This is a genomic window from Lipingzhangella halophila (assembly GCF_014203805.1).
Classification (GTDB): domain Bacteria; phylum Actinomycetota; class Actinomycetes; order Streptosporangiales; family Streptosporangiaceae; genus Lipingzhangella; species Lipingzhangella halophila.
In genome coordinates, this window is record NZ_JACHJT010000001.1 from 5,863,250 (window position 1) to 5,878,759 (window position 15,510).

Here is a 15,510-nt window from a genome sequence, read left to right on the forward strand (position 1 = left end):
GCGGGGACTTTACCCACCGGCGACTTCCGGGCCAATCCCGCCCATCCGAGGAAGCGGCGACGCACGCACCCGCGCGCCGCAGAACCCGCGGCGGCCACGCTCTGCCCTCAGCAGATCTCCGGCCGGCAGAAACGCTCGATTCCGCCCCGGCCGCGGACGCACGCTTATCTCAGCGAACCGGCCCCAGCGGGCGAGCGCCCGAGCACCGGAGGCCGGCACGAGGAGGAAACGTGCTATCAACCGCACCACGGCTCGCGGCAGCGGAGGTCGCTTCCGTGCCGTTCGACGACCAGATCGCGTCCCGCTTACTACACAGCCGAACGGTTGTGCTCGGCTCCGAGGTCGACGACGCGGCCGCCAACCGCATCTGCGCGCAGCTCCTGCTGCTCGCGGAGGACGACGCCAAGCGCGACATCACGCTGTGCATCAACAGCCCGGGCGGCTCCATCTCGGCGGGGCTCGCCATCTACGACACGACGCGCTTCATCCCCAACGACGTCGCCACGCTGGTCATGGGGTCCGCGTACAGCATGGGCCAGTTCCTGCTGTGCACGGGCGCGAGCGGTAAGCGCTTCAGCCTGCCGAACGCGCGGATCATGATGCACCAGCCCTCCGGGGGGCTGGCCGGGACCGCGGCCGACATCGCGGTCCAGGCCGAGAACCTGGCCCACATCAAGGCCACCACGCAGCGGATCATCGCCGAGCACACCGGCCAGTCGATCGAGACGATCACCCAGGACCAGCGCCGGGACCGCTGGTTCACCGCGCAGGAGGCCCGCGAGTACGGCTTCGTTGACCGCGTGGTTCAGAGCGTGGCCGAGCTGGGCGGCGAGACCGCGCGCCGGTTCGGGTTCAGCGCGGCACATGCGGCGGCTTCGGCCAAGGAGGGGCAGCAATGAGCGGGCAGTACACGGTGCCGGTGGTCGTCGAGCGCACCAGCACCGGCGAACGGTCCTCCGACGTGTTCAGCCGGCTGCTGTCCGAGCGCATCATCTTCCTGGGCACCCAGATCGACGAGGGTGTCGCCAACGTGGTCATGGCCCAGATGCTGCACCTGGACTACGAGAACAACGAGCGCGACATCCAGCTGTACATCAACTCGCCGGGTGGCTCCACCACGGCGCTGACGGCGATCTACGACACCCTGCGGTTCGTCCGCTCCGACGTGGCGACCGTCTGCATGGGGCAGGCGGCCTCGGCGGCCGCCGTGCTGCTCGCGGCGGGAACACCGGGGAAGCGCATGGCGCTGGAGCACTCCCGGGTCCTGCTGCACCAGCCCTCGTCCCAAGCCCAGGGGGAGGCCGCGGACCTGGAGATCGAGGCCGCCGAGGTGCTGCGGATCCGGTCCCAGATCGAGGAGATCCTGGCCCGGCACACAGGGCAGAGCGTCGAGCGACTGCGCGACGACACCGACCGGAGCACGATCCTCACGGCGCAGCAGGCGAAGGAGTACGGCCTGGTGGATGACGTGATCTCCACCCGGGAGCTTCCCGCACGCGCGGCGTGAGGGTGCGCGGGTGCTCGCGCAGCTCCCGCTCGCACCCATGAAAGGTGCGGCGATGGGGCGCCTCCGAGCGCGGCGGGGAGGTGCCGGCTTGCCGCTGAGCGACGGTGCTCCGTGCGCTCGGCGGCAAGCCGGCTCGCTTGCCGTGTTCACTTCGCCCCATTGCCGCAACCAACCCCGCGGGTGGCGGGACTCAGGCGGCCAGCAGCATGGCCCGCGGCGCGGAACCGGGCGCCGGACGCGTGGGAGCGGCGGTCCGCGGCGCGACCGCGGTCTCGGTGCCGAGCTCGGTGTGCACCGCACCGACCAGGTCGACCAGCCGCAACCCCAAGGCGCGGTACACCGCGACGAGCATCTCGGAGGAGGGCTCCTTGCGGCCCCGCTCGATCTCGGAGAGGTAGGGCAGCGACACCTGGGCGGTCTCGGCGACCTCGCGGAGGGTACGCCCCTGCTCGATCCTGGCCCGCCGCAGCTGGTGCCCGATGAGTTCGCGCATCAGCGGCTCATCCGCGGGCTCGGGATCCGGGACGGCGTGCAGGGCGCGTTCGCTCATGGGAGGCTCCGTAGCAGTCGGCCGTGTCAGATGCCGCCCACACTAGGCCGCGTCCGCCCGCATCCGCTATCCACCGGGCGCTGGTGTACGGCGGTTCCGCGATCGGCGTAACGCGCCCGCGGGACGCGGCTACCGGCCCGGAGGCCCGGTCCCGGGCACACTGGCGGCTGGCCCGCTCTGACCGGGGGACCGGGCCCGACCTGCGGCGGTTGCGCCCATCGCCTTGTGGCCGCGGCAGGACCGCACGAACGCCTACGCTGACCGTCGTAGCCACAGGGCCGCTCCTCGGGGGACGACACAGTGGTCCGGGATGCGGAAAGCTGACCGGATGACGTACGGGATCTGGCTCGGGATCGCGCTCGGCGTGCTGTCGTGTGCCTGCTACACAGCCGCGGCCGTGACCCAGCGATGGCTGGCGACGGTGGTCACCACCCCGCTGACCGGCAGGGGAGCGCTCGCCGAGCTGCTCGGGCGTCCCCTGTGGTGGGTCTCGGCGGCGCTCAACGCCGGACGGGCCGGGTTCCAGGTAGGCGCGCTGGGCTTCGCCCCTCTTACCGTGATTCAGCCGCTGAACGTGCTGGTGCTGATCTTCGGACTGCCCTGGTCGGCCCGGGTCAGCGGGCGGCGTGTGACGCCGCGCGAATGGCGCGGCGCCGCCCTCACCGTCGCCGCGCTGGGCGTGCTGCTGTCGGTGGCCGTCACCGGCGGATCCGGGCACGCGCTCGGGCGCGCCGACGCCCTGCTCGTCGTGTCCGGAACTCTGGCCCTGCTGCTGGTCGCGGCGTGGACGGCGGGTCGGCTCCGTTCCGCCGCGTGGCGCAGCCACCTCCTCGCGGCCGCCGCGGGCGTCGCGTTCGGGAACTCCTCCGCCACCGCCAAGACCACCATCACCGCCGCCGGCACGGAGGGTGCCGCTGTCGCGCTGCACCCGGCCGCCGTTGGCACCGCCGTCATCGCCATCGCCGGGCTGCTGCTCGCCCAGGCCGCGTACCAGGGCATGGAGTTGGGGGCACCACTGGGTATCACGACCCTCGCGAACCCGGTCGCGGCCGCCATCGTCGGGGTCGCGTTCATGGGCGAGTCGTACTCGGGCGGGTGGGTGGGCCTCGGGATCGCCGCGGCGTGCGCGGTCGCGGGCGCGTACGGGATCACGCTGCTGACGGTTCCGGACAGCGCTCGCGCGCGAGAGAAGAGCCCGGCCGGCGACGACGGACTGGAGTGCCACGGGATCCGCACCTGACGGCAACGGGAGGAACCCGGGACCTGTCCCGCCCTCCGTTGTGGCGCATACCGGGCCGCAGCAGCACACACCGCCGGAAAACCGCCGGCGGTGCGTCAGGTGGTGAAGGGCAGCACGATCCCCGCCACGGCACCCGCGGCGATGAGCGCCAGGTACGCCAGGACCAGCCGGGTGTCCCGGAGTAGGCACTTGCTTCGGGCGAGGCCGGCCCGCCGGGCCCGCGCGTAGCCGGCGATCCCCAGGACCGCGAACCCCAGGACGGCCCAGGGCCCGAGAAGCCAGGCGATCAGCGCGACCGTGGCGTAGACGCACAACCGCAGGGGGTCGTACGGCTCGGTGGAGCGCGGCGCCGCGCCGCTCACCGCACGTCCGCCAGTGGCAGCACGCGATGGTTGGTGCTCGCGACCGCCGAGAGCCGCTGCCGCCCCAGGGCGGACCACGCTTGGACGGCGCAGAAGGGGGCGCACTGGTCGGCGTTTCCCTCTCCGCGGGTTCCCACGTGCACGCAGCACTGCAGCAGGCGTTCCTCGATCATCGTCGAGATGTCCATGAAGGGTTTCACCGTGAGCCGCACGACCCGCGAACCGAGCAACCGCCGGAGCTTCTGGCGGCGGCCGGGAAGGGCGCCGGACGCGAGGGTGAGCAGGGTGCCCAACCCCAGGTCGCAGTTCTCGCAGACGTTGCGCCACAGGTCCCCGATCTGCGGGTGCGACAGCGACGTCTGCTCCGACAACAGGCCCAGCAGCGACTCGCGGACAGCGGTACGCATCTGCTGGGAAAGCTCCACCGACGCGATCTGGTTGGACACCAGACCCAGGTGTTCCTTGAGCTGCTCGTGGCCGATCAGCTCGACCAGCGAGCGCCACTCGGCGTCGTCGTCCCGGATGAGGTAGCCCACCGAGCAGCAGTGCGGGTGCGAGCAGGGCAGCGCCGTGACGTCCCGCCAGGTGACCAGCCCGCCCGTCTGCGACTCCAGCCGGGCGAGAACCCCGGTGTGCGTGAGCCGGTCCATCGGGTCGATGGGCGCCGACCGGCCCGAGCCGAACTGCGGCTGCACGGACACCCCTCCGACGAACGGGGTTGTCCAGCGCCAGTTGGATCACGTCGCCCAGCTCGCCGTCGTTGACGCCCTGGGCGGCGGTCATGACGAGGGTCGTGAAGATCTCCTGCTCCGAGAGCCGGGCGATGGCCCGTTCCTTGAACCGCCGCAGGTCGCCACCGCGGTGGTGGCGGGAGGCCTCGGCGCTCACGCCGTCGAACTGCAGGTAGACCTCGACGCGTTCCCGGTGCCGGGCGAGTTCCGCCAGCAGTGCGTCGTCGCGCGCCACCAGCACCCCGTTGGTGTTGACCAGGATGCGCGTGATCGGTCGCGCCACCAGCTCGGCGAGGAGGTCGTTGAAGCGCGGGTGCAGGGTCGGCTCGCCACCGCTGAGCATGAGGACGTCGATCCGGCCGTTCTCCCGCTCCAGGCGCTGGTCCACGCTGGCCAGGACGTCGGCCATGGGCACCACTCCGGTCAGGTCGGGAGAGGAGTCGGCGAAGCACGTCGGGCAGCGCAGGTTGCACACATCGGCGATGTCCTCCAGCAGGATGCAGGTGTGCTGGGTCTGCATCTCGGGGAGCCCCTCGAGGTACGCGCCCGGGACCGGGGCGAAGTTGCCGGCCGCGTCCGGTACGTGCTCCTTGGTGGGCGCGGTCCACTGCTCCAGGTACTCCAGGATCTGCGCGCTCTCGTCGTAGAGCGTGCGCACCAGGCCGTGCGTGGCGCAGCCCCGTTCCAACCACACCCGGCCGCCGCGTTCGGCCAGCCAGCCGGACAACCGGGAGACCTCGGTCAGGGCGCGGTCCGGCTCGGCGTGGTGGCACTCCGGGCAGAACGCGTTCACATAGCGCAGGATCCGATCCCCGCGCAGGCCCATGCCAGCGGCCATTGGCTGCCCCCTTTTGCTCAGTTGCTCGTCGAGGTGAGGCGCGCTGCTCGCGGTTCCGGCCGCGGGCTGTCGTAACGGCCCCTGCGCCAGTTGTAGGCGAGCCGGACGGAGAGCAGCAGCAGCGCCGGAACCAGGAACCACTGCGGCCGGGTCAGGTCGAGCCACACGGTCTCGTTGGCGCGGGTGAACTCGACAGCGAAGCGGAACACCGCGTACCCGGCGACGTACAGCGTGAACAGCTCACCGGGCGCCGAGAGCCGGTCGCGCAGCCACAGCAGCACGAGGAAGGCGAGGAGCTGGAAGGCGATCTCGTAGACGAACGAGGGGTGCATCGCCTCCCCGGCCACGCAGCCGGGACACGCCGGTGTGGTGACCGGGGCGGTGATGCCCCACGGCAGGTCCGTGGGGCGGCCGGGTGCCTCGGTCAGCAGGCAGCCGACGCGGCCGACGGCCATGCCCAGCGCCACCGCCGGGGCGAACAGGTCCCCCGTGCGCTCGGTGTAGCCGATGAGCCACTTGGCGACCAGGACCCCGATGTAGGCGCCGAGGAGCCCGCCGAGGATGCTCCGCGAACCGAACTCCCACGCGGCGGCGAGCGACGGCAGGCCGGACAGGTCCACCTGGGCGGCCCAGCCCGAGAGGCGCATGCCGATCGCCCCGCCGACCAGGGCACCGGTTACCGCGACCAGGTTCTCGTAGCGCACCATGCCGCGCCGCCGGGTTTCGGCGGTGAACACCACCGCCGCCACCAGGACCCCGAGCCCCACGAAGAACCCGTGCGTGGGAATCGCGAGCCCGAGCACGTTCAGCTCCGGAACCATCCGCGCTCCCTGTCGTGACCGGTCATCCGTAGTAGGCGGGGTTGAGTCCGGTGCACCACCCGGCCGAGAGGATGCTGACGAGCGCCCAGCCGATCATCAGACCCAGCCCCAGCCCCTTGCGGCCGGAATCGCTCGCACTCGTCTTCACCAGGTAGCCGCCCCCGCCGAACGCCGCAGCGAGCAGCAGGAGGGGCATTGCCACCTGCAGCACCGCGGGCCTGCCGACCCTCAGAGGCCCCACCTCCACCACGGCGTTGATGAGGACGAACAGGAAGACACCGCCGACCGCCCCTGCCACAACCCGGCCATAGGAGGTGTTCCCCGGGCTCGGCGGCGGTGGTGCGCCGGGAGGCGGATTCTCGTCGTTCATAAGTCCCTGTCCCGCCCCAACCGGGCATCGTCGCGGCAGCGGTGCGCCCCAACCCTAACGATGTCCCCGCCCCACCACCCACGCGAGGCCGAAGCCGGCCGCGATCAGGAGAAGTCGGCCTGTGCCAGGATCTCCGCGAGCTCCGGGGTGCCCCACTCGTCCAGAATGAAGATCTCCGACTCCGGTAGATACCAGTTGCGCTGCACGTACACCGCGGTATCCGGCCGCTCCACCCCCGGCGGGCCGTACGAGAACGGGATGCACCCAAAGGCCCACTCCCGGTAGTAGGCGTCCCGGTCCCCAACAGGCGCCAGGTCCTCGTCCTGCACCCCGCTGGTGGGGTTGGGCGCGGCGTTCTCCAGGTACTCCATGGCGGGCAGGCACGACACGACGTCGGTGCGGTTCTCCGCCGGTCTGGTCTCATCCAGCCCGCTGACCGGGCCCCAAGGCTGGTCTCCGGCCTCGTAGGACTCGGGGTCGTAGTCGTAGTCGATGCGCTCGGGACCGTAGAGGACAATCACGCCGCACGGGCTGTTGGCGGCCTCCAGCTCCGCGTCGTCGAGGCCGTCGCAGTCGGGGTTGCCGGTGTCGAGATGGACCGTTCCGGGGCCCATGCTCAGTTCGGAGCCTCCACCGTCATCCTCGTCGACCACCTCCCACTCCTCGGGGACGCGGATGGTCATTGAGCGGAACTCGACCTCCTGGCCCTCCGGCGAAGGCGACGCGGAGGGCGAGGGAGAGGAGGTCGCCTCGGTCCCGGGCTCGGGACCGTTGACGGCCCGCCCCGCCGCGTAGCCGCCCACCGTGACCGTGGCCACTGCCAGCAGCGCCCCGGTCACCTTCACCGCCAGGCCGGTCGTGGCCGTGGCGGCGCCGCCACCGGCCCCGGCTCCCGCGGCGAGACCGGAGGCCGCCGCTCCACCGGACGCGGCGGCACCGCCGGCCGCTCCGGACGGGGTGAGTCCCGCGCCGACACCGGCCGCCACTGCGGACCCGGCCGCCATTGCGCCCGCGCCCCCGGTGGCGGCTCTCCACAGCACCGGGCTGTGCCCAGCGGCATCGATACCGGTCCACGTCGCGTCGAGCAGTACGCGCAACAACCGCGGCAGTGGGACGTCCCGGCGGTCGGCCTCGGTCACCCCGCTCATATCCAGCAGCGTGTCGACCGCCTCCGCCGCTGTCGGCCGCTCCTCCGGGGCCTTGGCCAGCGCACGCCGCACCAGGTGGAGCAGCCGGCCGTCCAGGTCATCAAGGTCGGGCTCCTCGCGCACCACCCGCCGCTGCAGGTCGCGCGGCCCGCCGGCACCGAACGGGTGGGCGCCCGCCGCGGCGTACGCGACCATCGCCCCCCAGGCGAACACGTCGCCCGCGGCCGTGGCGCGAGCTCCGCTCATGCGCTCCGGCGCAGCCCAGCCCAGGGTGGCCATGTCACTGGCCGGGTCCTCGCCCGTGGCGTCGTCTGACCGGGCGATACCGAAGTCGAGCACTTTCGGCCCGTCAGGGGAGAGGATGATGTTGCCCGGCTTGAGGTCGCGGTGGACCACACCCGCGCCGTGGATGGCGGCGAGCGCCTCGGCCGAACCCGCGGCGAACGCCGCGAGCCGGTCACCCGCCAGCGGCCCGATCTGGCGGATGTGCTCGCGCAGGGTCCGGCCGGGAACGAACTCGGTCGCCAGCCACGGGGCCTCGGCTTCGGTGTCCGCCGCGATGTAGCCGGCGGTGCAGGTGGCGCGTACGCGGCGCACCAGGTCGGCCTCGGCCGCGAAACGGCGGCGGAACTCCGGGTCGCGCGCGTACTCGGGCAGGATGACCTTGGCCGCGATACAACGGTCCGCGTCGTCCAGGACACCGTAGACCGCGCCCATACCGCCCTGCCCGAGCCGCCCCACGACCTGGAACGGCCCGATTCGCGCGGGGTCGTGCTCGGCCAGCGGGCTCAGCTCGGCGGGAAGCGGCGCCGGTTCCCCCGGTGCCGGATCCGCTGGCATCCGTCCCTCCCTCCACCAGGATCACCCCGAGCTTCCCTGAACAGCCGCGGAAGCGCACGCCGATCCCGTGGCCGGACCCGGTCACAACAGGGTCGCCGGCCCGGCGCGCGCTCCGTCTTCCCGGGGCGGGGAAACGGGCCTCGCGATGGGCGATCGTCCGGCCCGCGCGGCCGCGGATCTGCTCAACGAGGGCGGGGGCTCAGGTCTGGAACCCTCGGTTGGACACGGTTACGCTCCTACTACTCGACCCAGAGCCACCGGCGGCTCACCGCACGCTCTCGGACCTCGCCTCGTTCGGGAATCCTTCCCCGGCGCCGGAGGGGGCGGAACGCGGCCCGGTAGCACGGCACAGGAGCACTCCGGCGCCGGGCAGGCACGAGACGAAGGTGAGCACGCCGCACACCACGGCGACCGTGAGGCCCTGCGTGGCGCCCAGCCCCGCGGCGCCGAACGCCAGAGCGAGGAACGCCTCGCGCGGCCCCCACCCGCCGACGCTCACCGGCAGGGTCATCACCAGCAGCGCGAGCACCATCAACGGCGCCAGTTCGGCGACCGGCGCCGATGAGCCCGCGGTGCGTGCGGCAACGAGGAACAGGGCGACGTGCCCCGCCGCGGCCCCTGCCGACAGGACCAGCACGCCCGGCCAGGTGTCGCGGGCCAGCAGGCCGCGGCGGGCGTCGGTCAGGGCGGTCGCGAGGGCGCGGTGCACCCGTGACCCGGTACCCCACCGCGCCCACGCGACGATCCCGGCCACGGCCGCGCAGCCGAGCAGGGCCACGCCCGCGACCCCGGCCCCCGGGGCGAGGTAGGCCCCCGCCACGGGTGACAGGGACGGGCTCGCCAGCAGTACCAGCACTCCGGCGACGGCGAGCACCGCCTGTCCGCCGACCCGCTCCAGGACCACGGCGCGGACACCGCGGCCGAGGTCACCCGAACGCTGGCCGTGGGAAACGGCGCGATGCGCGTCACCGAGCACGCCCGCCGGGAGCACGACGTTCAGGAACAGCGAACGGTAGTAGTCCGCGACGGCCGTCGCCATGGGCAGCCGCAGGCCCAGGCGGCACGCGACGAGGCGCCACCGCCCGGCACTGAGCACGGTGGTCAGCAAGCCGAGACCGAGCGCGGCGAGCGCCGACTCGACGGTGACCAGCCGCACCCCTTCGACGAACGCGTCGGTGCCGAGCCGCCACATAAGCACAGCGAGGATGGCGGCTCCGGCGAGCGCGCGCAACCAGGGCCAGACGCGCCGGGTCACCGTTCGCCACCGCCAGACGGCCACGGGAGAGCGAGCAGGTCGCGGTGCCACACGACGACGCGCAGCGCACCGGCCGCGCACGCGTCGAGCCGGCGCCGCAGGTATCCCTCGGCGGGCCGCGCCAGGGCCGGCCGCTGCTCGACCGCGGCGGCGACCCAGCCACGCAGCCACTCCGCGGCCAGCGCCGCCTGGCCCGCCCCGAGCCGCCAGGGGCTGGCTCCGCTCCACACCCGCACGCCGCGGCGTTCGAAGGCCTCGGTCGCCGCGGTGGCCGAGTCCGGGCCCAGCAGCCGGCGGCCGCCGGTGGTCCGGCGCTGGTGGGCGTTGAAAGCGGCGGCGATCTCCGCGTCGAGGGGGTGGACTGGGGCCAGCTCCACCCGTCCCTCGACGGACAGGGTCAGCAGCGCGGGACAGTCGGCCCCGGCACACGCCGCGGCGAGCCGGTCGACCTCGTCCAGGGTGAGCAGGTCCAGTAACGCCGAGGCGGTCAGCAGCGCCGTCCCGGCGAGATCGGGCGCCCGCAACCGGGTGATGTCGGTTTCGCGCGTCTCCACCGTGACGGCGCCGCCGTCGGCGGCCGGACCGCGCACACCCGCCCGGGCCCGGTCCAGCAGCACGGAGTCGCGGTCGTGCAGCACCCAGTGCTGCGGCCCGGGAAGCCGCCCGGCGAGCCAGCGCCCCATGGCGCCGGTGCCGCACCCCAGGTCGCGGATGACCAGCGGCCCCCCGGCCGCCGGCCGGGACGCGAGGTACCGGTCCAACGGGCCCAGCAGTTCGCCCGCGCGGGCGGCGGCGTCGGCGCTCTCGCGCAGCTCGAGCCATTCCGGGGGGCAGCGGGACGCGAGTGCCATGGTCAAGCGGTGCTCCGCGGCTCCTCCCGCCGGACCTTCTCCAGCACCGTGTCCAGGCTCCGTGACGTCCGCTCCCATCCGCCGAGGCCGCCGCGACGGCCACGCGCCGCGCTTCTGAGCCGGCGCCGCAGGTCGTCGTCCTCAAGCCAACGCCGCAAGGCACCCGCCAGAGCGGGTGACTCCGGAGGTACCAGGCTACCCGGAACGCTTCCGTCCGGAGCGGTACCCAATGCCTGTGGAACACCCCCGACCGCCGTCGCCAGGACCGGAATCCCGCGCGCCAGCGCCTCGGTCACCACCATGCCGTAGGTCTCAACGCGGGAGGCCAGAACCACGAGGTCGGAGGCGGCGTACAAAGCGGACAACCGCTCCGCCGTCTGAGGGCCGGTGAGGCGCACCCGGCCGGCGAGCCCGAGCCGGTCGATCCGCCGCCGGAGCTCAGCGACAAAACCGGGGGCGCGACGCAGCGACCCGGCGCACTCGCAGCTCCACGGCAGGTCGGTGAGGGCCGCCAGGGCGTCCACGAGCAGGTCGTGCCCCTTGGTCCGGGTGACCGCGGCGACACAGAGCAGCCTGGACGCGCCGTCGGTGCCGGCGGCGAGCGGCGCGGGGTCGACGCCCGGCGGTACCGGGTGCACGCGGCCGGGGTCGATCCCGTGCCCACCGGTCATATGGGACGCGGCCCACGCACTGGTCGGCACAACCGCACGCGCGGCCCGCAGGGTCTCCCTCTCCCGGGCGTCCAGGTCCGCAGCAACGGCGGGCGGCAGCGCGGTCTCCGCGGCGAGCGGCAGGTGCACCAGGACTACCAGGCGCAGCCGGCGCGCCTGCGGCACGACGACATCGGGGACACCGCACGCGACAAGACCGTCGAGCAGTACGACGGCGCCGCTGGGCAGCGCGGCCAGCGCCCGGCTCAGGGCCGCGCGGGCCCGGTCGTCCGGCCGCGGCCACGCGCCCGCCACCGCGACCTCGCGCACCAGCCAGCCCTCCGCCGCCAGGTCCCGGCACACCCGGCGGTCGTAGGTGTTGCCGCCACTGGGCACGGCCGGGTCGGCGACGTCGCCGGGCAGAATCGCGTGCACCTCTCGTGGGGGCACGGTGCCGGCCGTGGTCACAGCGCGCGTTCGTAGCTCGCCCACGCGACGTGCGACTCGTGCAGCGTGACCGTGATCCCGGCCAGCCCGCGCGCGCCCTCCCCGAGGCCGCCCGCGGCCACCCGGTCCGCGAGCCGGTCGGCGATGACCTTGGCCAGGAACTCCGTGGACGTGTTGGTCCCGGCGAAGGCGGGTTCGTCGTCCAGGTTGCGGTAGTTGAGCTCGCCCACCACCGCCGCGAGCGCCTGCCCGGCCAACCCGATGTCGACAACAATGTTGTCGGTGTCGAGCTCCGGGCGGCTAAACGACGCGTCAACGACGAACGTCGCACCGTGCAGCCGCTGTGCCGGACCGAAGACGTCGCCGCGGAAGCTGTGGGCCACCATGAGGTGGTCGCGGGTGGTGACGCTGAACAACGGGTCACACTCCAGAATCGTCGGCGCCGGGGCCATCGTTCGCGGCGGATCCGTACGCGATGCGCTGGCACAGCGCCGGGCTCGTGCCATCGGCGACGCGCGGCAGCAGCCGGGGCAGCTCCTCGAACGGGTACTCGCCGGTGACCAGCGCGTCGAACGCGGGGTCGGCGAGGAGGTCAAGCGCCAGCGACAGCCGGTCGGCGAGGCTGCGGTGCGCGCGCCGGAGGGGCGGCACCGAGCCCACCTGGCTGCCGCGCACGGTCAGCCGGCGGGAATGGAAGGACTCCCCGAGCGGCACGCTGACCCGCTGGTCGCCGTACCAGCTCAGCTCGATGACCGTGCCCTCCGGCGCGAGCAACTCCAGTGAGCGCGTCAGGCCGTCCGCGGTCGCACTGGCGTGCACGACAAGGTCGCACTCGCCCTCGGCCCCCTCGGGCGTGGCGAAAGCCGCGCCGAGATCCGCGGCGACGCTCGAACGCGCCGGATCGGTGTCGACCAACTGCACCCGGACCCCGGGAAACCCGGCGAGCAGCCGGGCGACACAGCAGCCCACCATTCCCGCACCGACAACAGCGACCCGGTCGCCGACCAGCGGCGCCGCGTCCCACAACGCGTTCACCGCGGTCTCCACGGTTCCGGCCAGCACCGCACGCGCCGGCGGTACCGCGTCGGGAACAGGGGTCACCGCGCCGGCGGGCACGACGTAACGGGTCTGGTGCGGGTAGAGGCAGAAGACGGTACGGCCCGCGACCTCCGGCGGGCCCTCCTCGACCACGCCGACGTTGAGGTAGCCGTACTTGACCGGAGCGGGGAAGTCACCCTCCTGGAAAGGGGCCCGCATCACCCCGTACTGGCTCTCGGGCACCCGGCCGCTGAACACCAGGGACTCGGATCCGCGGCTCACCGCGGAGTAGAGAGTACGCACAACAACGTCGCCGGCGCCGGGGGGTGGCAGGGCTACCGGCCGGATCTCCCCTTCGCCGGGGGACCGGAGCCAGAAAGCGCGGGCCTCGCGCCTCATCGGTCTCCTCCGCAACGACGCTCGGGAACTCTTCGCAAGAGGCGCACCATAAGAGGCACACCATACTAGTATGCCGCGCAGCGCGGCCGGCGCGCGTGTATTGGGGGCTGGGCATGGATCGGCGCGGCGCGGGCGCGGCCGTCCGGGACCCGGGTTTCGGGGCGGGCGCCCAGCTCATCCTGCTGGGCCTGCTGTGGGAGACGGTGGGGCTGGGGCCCGCGGGATGGCTCGCCGGGACCGCCCACGCCGTTGTCGCCTGGGCCCTCTTCAGCACCGCCGCGCGCCGGGCGGGGGTACGGTCGCCGGGCCCGGCCAACCGCGTCACCCTGGCCCGCTCCGCGCTGGTCGGTGGGGTGGCGGCGCTGGTCGCGGACCGCGCCGGCGACGGCGCGCCGACCGCCGCCCTGGTCGCGCTCGCCGCGGCGGCACTGGCCCTCGACGCCGTCGACGGCTACGTCGCGCGGCGCACCGGGACCGACTCCGCGCTGGGCGCGCGCTTCGACATGGAAGTCGACGCCTTCCTCCTCCTCGTGCTGAGTGTGCGCGTCGCCGAATCGCTCGGCCCATGGGTGCTGCTGATCGGTGCGGCACGGTACGCCTTCGGCGCGGCGGGCTGGGCGGCCCCGTGGCTGCGTGCGCCGTTGCCACCGAGCTTCGCGCGCAAGACCGTGGCCGCCCTGCAGGGAATCGTCCTCGTAGTGGCCAGCGCCGATATGCTCCCGCGCCCGGTCGCGGCCGGTGCGGTGGGGATCGCGCTGGTGTCGCTCGGGTGGTCGTTCGGCCGCGACGTCCGATGGCTGTGGCGCCACGGACGCGGCGAGAAGAGGGCCGGCTGACCGGGTCAACGCCCGAGCATGGCGAGGAGCTGCCTGATCTCGGCCCGGCGCGCCCACGCGATCACCGCGAACGCCAGGCCGAGAAGCACGTTCAGCACGGCTGACGACGCGGCGCCGGGGATGAGGAACAGGTTGGCCAGCGCGGCGCCCACCATTACGCACATGAGCCCGAGCGCCGCGAGCCCCGCCAGCCGCGGGATGAGCAGGCCGATGGCGCCCGCCAGCTCGACCACCCCGGTGACGTAGCGGAACCACTGGCCGAACCCGATATCCGCGAACATCTCAAGCGCGCCCTCACTACCGGTGAGCTTGGGGATGGCCGCCAGCGCGATGAAGTACCCCGCCAGAAGGATCTGCGCCGCCCAAAGGGCGATGGTCGACACCCACCCGCGCCCCGCCGCCGGCTGCCCTGATGCTGCCTCGTTCTGGTTCATCGCTGCCTGCCCTACCGGACGACGGTGGTTCAGGTACTGGATATACCCGCCGCGGCCGGGACGGGTAATACCCGAACAACGGGAACCCGGCCCCGACCGCGCCCATCCCGCCCCGGCGCACACGTCACCTGCGGCGAATCCGCTTGTCGGCTACCGACGGGGGCGTGTAGAAGGTGATGTCGCGGCTGACATCGGTGCCGGGCGGCACGATCTCGTCGATCCGGTCAAGCACCGCGTCGTCAAGCCGCACATCCGAGCCGTCGAGCAGACTCGTCAGCTGCTCGTGCGTGCGCGGTCCGATGAGCACCGACGTCACCGCGGGGTGGCTGAGCACGAACGCCATCGCCAGTTGGGGCAGCGTCACACCGGCGTCCGCCGCGACCTTCCCCAGCTCCGTCACGGCGGCCATCTTCGCTGCGTTGCCCGGCAGCTCCGGGTCGAACATCGGCGCCAGCATGGCACTGCGGTGCGCGGAGGTGGGGTCGTCGCCGTCGGATCCGCCATACTTTCCGGACAACCACCCGGCGCTGAGCGGACTCCACGTCAGCACGCCCATGCCGTGCCGCTGCGCGGTGGGGAGAACGTCCCTCTCGATGCCGCGCGCCAGGAGCGAGTACGGCGGCTGCTCACTGCGCGGCTTGATGTGCCCCCGCGCCGACGCCACCCACTGCGCCTCCACGATCTCCTCGGCGGGAAAGGCCGACGTCCCGATCGCCCGGACCTTCCCGGACCGCACCAGGTCCGACAGCGCTGACAGGGTTTCGTCGATGTCGGTGTCCGGGTCGGGCCGGTGGATCTGATACAGGTCGATCCACTCGGTGTCCAGGCGGCGGAGGCTGTCCTCGACCGCGCGGACGATCCAGCGCCGCGAGTTGCCCCGGTGGTTGGCGTCCGGGCCCATCGGGTTGTGGAACTTGCTGGCCAGGACGACGTCGTCGCGACGCCCCTTGAGCGCCTTGCCGACAATCTCCTCGGACTCACCGTCGGAGTACATGTCGGCGGTGTCCACGAAGTTGATCCCCGCGTCCAGTGCCGTGCGCACCATGCGGATCGAGTCCTCGTGATCCGTGTTGCCCCAGGCCCCGAGCATCATCGTGCCGAGCGCGTACTCACTGACGGAGATTCCGGTTCCACCAAGAATATGGCGATCCATGTCGTTTTCGTCCTTTTCCTTGTCTTCGGTGCGGGGCACA

The 15,510-nt window shown here is 72.9% G+C and carries 17 protein-coding genes and 1 pseudogene; 4 read left to right on the plus strand and 14 right to left on the minus strand.

Going from position 1 to position 15,510, the window contains the following annotated elements:
- Nucleotides 1-230: 230 nt before the first annotated feature.
- Together F4561_RS26710 and F4561_RS26715 are read left to right on the plus strand one after the other, a co-directional pair.
- Nucleotides 231-899: a ClpP family protease gene (locus F4561_RS26710; RefSeq protein ID WP_184582861.1), complete on the plus strand. Its 669-nt coding sequence runs from the start codon at nt 231-233 to the stop codon at nt 897-899.
- Nucleotides 896-1,507, plus strand: a complete 612-nt coding sequence (locus tag F4561_RS26715; RefSeq protein ID WP_184582863.1) for an ATP-dependent Clp protease proteolytic subunit — start codon at nt 896-898, stop codon at nt 1,505-1,507. The genes F4561_RS26710 and F4561_RS26715 overlap by 4 nt, the downstream gene beginning before the upstream one ends.
- Nucleotides 1,508-1,697: 190 nt before the next feature.
- Here the strand turns inward: F4561_RS26715 and F4561_RS26720 are convergent, their stop codons facing one another.
- On the minus strand, nt 1,698-2,057 hold the full coding sequence (locus tag F4561_RS26720) for a helix-turn-helix domain-containing protein (RefSeq protein WP_184582865.1): 360 nt from the start codon (nt 2,055-2,057) through the stop codon (nt 1,698-1,700).
- Between the two features lie 328 nt (nt 2,058-2,385).
- Here F4561_RS26720 and F4561_RS26725 point away from each other — a divergent pair, with 328 nt between their 5' ends.
- Nucleotides 2,386-3,297, plus strand: coding sequence for a DMT family transporter (locus F4561_RS26725; RefSeq protein ID WP_184584220.1), 912 nt, complete (start codon nt 2,386-2,388; stop codon nt 3,295-3,297).
- 95 nt (nt 3,298-3,392) lie between these two features.
- Here F4561_RS26725 and F4561_RS32885 read toward each other — a convergent pair whose 3' ends face one another.
- From F4561_RS32885 to F4561_RS26775, 11 genes and pseudogenes are all read right to left on the minus strand, one after another.
- Complete coding sequence (locus tag F4561_RS32885; protein WP_184582867.1) at nt 3,393-3,659, minus strand: hypothetical protein; 267 nt, start codon at nt 3,657-3,659, stop codon at nt 3,393-3,395.
- A complete protein-coding gene (locus F4561_RS32890; RefSeq protein ID WP_246438147.1) occupies nt 3,656-4,354 on the minus strand; it encodes an MBL fold metallo-hydrolase in 699 nt (232 codons plus the stop codon). The genes F4561_RS32885 and F4561_RS32890 overlap by 4 nt, the downstream gene beginning before the upstream one ends.
- A 91-nt stretch (nt 4,355-4,445) precedes the next feature.
- Nucleotides 4,446-5,228 (minus strand): annotated as a pseudogene (locus tag F4561_RS33835) (radical SAM protein); the annotation flags it as partial.
- 17 nt (nt 5,229-5,245) lie between these two features.
- Nucleotides 5,246-6,049, minus strand: a complete 804-nt coding sequence (locus tag F4561_RS26740; protein ID WP_184582869.1) for a prolipoprotein diacylglyceryl transferase — start codon at nt 6,047-6,049, stop codon at nt 5,246-5,248.
- 22 nt (nt 6,050-6,071) lie between these two features.
- Nucleotides 6,072-6,419 (minus strand): hypothetical protein, encoded by a 348-nt coding sequence (locus F4561_RS26745; protein ID WP_184582871.1) that lies wholly within the window; start codon nt 6,417-6,419, stop codon nt 6,072-6,074.
- Nucleotides 6,420-6,523: 104 nt separating this feature from the next.
- A complete protein-coding gene (locus tag F4561_RS26750; RefSeq protein ID WP_184582873.1) occupies nt 6,524-8,407 on the minus strand; it encodes a serine/threonine-protein kinase in 1,884 nt (627 codons plus the stop codon).
- Nucleotides 8,408-8,672: 265 nt separating this feature from the next.
- Nucleotides 8,673-9,662 carry a lysylphosphatidylglycerol synthase transmembrane domain-containing protein gene (locus F4561_RS32900; RefSeq protein ID WP_184582875.1) on the minus strand — a complete coding sequence of 330 codons (990 nt, stop codon included), beginning with the start codon at nt 9,660-9,662 and terminating at the stop codon, nt 8,673-8,675.
- The gene (locus F4561_RS32905) at nt 9,659-10,513 is read right to left on the minus strand and encodes a class I SAM-dependent methyltransferase (RefSeq protein ID WP_184584223.1); all 855 of its coding nucleotides are present in this window, start codon (nt 10,511-10,513) and stop codon (nt 9,659-9,661) included. The genes F4561_RS32900 and F4561_RS32905 overlap by 4 nt, the downstream gene beginning before the upstream one ends.
- A 2-nt stretch (nt 10,514-10,515) precedes the next feature.
- Nucleotides 10,516-11,631, minus strand: coding sequence for a glycosyltransferase family 4 protein (locus F4561_RS26765; protein WP_312885558.1), 1,116 nt, complete (start codon nt 11,629-11,631; stop codon nt 10,516-10,518).
- The gene (locus tag F4561_RS26770) at nt 11,628-12,026 is read right to left on the minus strand and encodes a 6-pyruvoyl trahydropterin synthase family protein (RefSeq protein ID WP_184582879.1); all 399 of its coding nucleotides are present in this window, start codon (nt 12,024-12,026) and stop codon (nt 11,628-11,630) included. Before F4561_RS26770 ends, F4561_RS26765 begins: the two co-directional genes overlap by 4 nt.
- Before the next feature lie 4 nt (nt 12,027-12,030).
- On the minus strand, nt 12,031-13,047 hold the full coding sequence (locus F4561_RS26775) for a zinc-dependent alcohol dehydrogenase (protein WP_184582881.1): 1,017 nt from the start codon (nt 13,045-13,047) through the stop codon (nt 12,031-12,033).
- 113 nt (nt 13,048-13,160) lie between these two features.
- On the opposite strand from F4561_RS26775, the gene F4561_RS26780 reads away from it, so the two are divergent.
- Nucleotides 13,161-13,883 (plus strand): CDP-alcohol phosphatidyltransferase family protein, encoded by a 723-nt coding sequence (locus tag F4561_RS26780; RefSeq protein ID WP_184582883.1) that lies wholly within the window; start codon nt 13,161-13,163, stop codon nt 13,881-13,883.
- A gap of 5 nt (nt 13,884-13,888) precedes the next feature.
- Here F4561_RS26780 and F4561_RS26785 read toward each other — a convergent pair whose 3' ends face one another.
- Both F4561_RS26785 and F4561_RS26790 read right to left on the minus strand, forming a co-directional pair.
- The gene (locus tag F4561_RS26785; RefSeq protein WP_184582885.1) at nt 13,889-14,317 is read right to left on the minus strand and encodes a DoxX family protein; all 429 of its coding nucleotides are present in this window, start codon (nt 14,315-14,317) and stop codon (nt 13,889-13,891) included.
- A gap of 124 nt (nt 14,318-14,441) precedes the next feature.
- Nucleotides 14,442-15,470: an aldo/keto reductase gene (locus F4561_RS26790; protein ID WP_184582887.1), complete on the minus strand. Its 1,029-nt coding sequence runs from the start codon at nt 15,468-15,470 to the stop codon at nt 14,442-14,444.
- Nucleotides 15,471-15,510 lie beyond the last annotated feature (40 nt).

Bases quoted from the DNA above. Each gene is read 5' to 3' on its own strand.
- F4561_RS26715 (WP_184582863.1), top strand. From the start codon at position 896: ATGAGCGGGCAGTACACGGTGCCGGTGGTCGTCGAGCGCACCAGCACC.
- F4561_RS26720 (WP_184582865.1), bottom strand. From the start codon at position 2,057: ATGAGCGAACGCGCCCTGCACGCCGTCCCGGATCCCGAGCCCGCGGAT.
- F4561_RS26725 (WP_184584220.1), top strand. From the start codon at position 2,386: ATGACGTACGGGATCTGGCTCGGGATCGCGCTCGGCGTGCTGTCGTGT.
- F4561_RS26740 (WP_184582869.1), bottom strand. From the start codon at position 6,049: ATGGTTCCGGAGCTGAACGTGCTCGGGCTCGCGATTCCCACGCACGGG.
- F4561_RS26745 (WP_184582871.1), bottom strand. From the start codon at position 6,419: ATGAACGACGAGAATCCGCCTCCCGGCGCACCACCGCCGCCGAGCCCG.
- F4561_RS26750 (WP_184582873.1), bottom strand. From the start codon at position 8,407: ATGCCAGCGGATCCGGCACCGGGGGAACCGGCGCCGCTTCCCGCCGAG.
- F4561_RS32905 (WP_184584223.1), bottom strand. From the start codon at position 10,513: ATGGCACTCGCGTCCCGCTGCCCCCCGGAATGGCTCGAGCTGCGCGAG.
- F4561_RS26775 (WP_184582881.1), bottom strand. From the start codon at position 13,047: ATGAGGCGCGAGGCCCGCGCTTTCTGGCTCCGGTCCCCCGGCGAAGGG.
- F4561_RS26780 (WP_184582883.1), top strand. From the start codon at position 13,161: ATGGATCGGCGCGGCGCGGGCGCGGCCGTCCGGGACCCGGGTTTCGGG.
- F4561_RS26785 (WP_184582885.1), bottom strand. From the start codon at position 14,317: ATGAACCAGAACGAGGCAGCATCAGGGCAGCCGGCGGCGGGGCGCGGG.
- F4561_RS26790 (WP_184582887.1), bottom strand. From the start codon at position 15,470: ATGGATCGCCATATTCTTGGTGGAACCGGAATCTCCGTCAGTGAGTAC.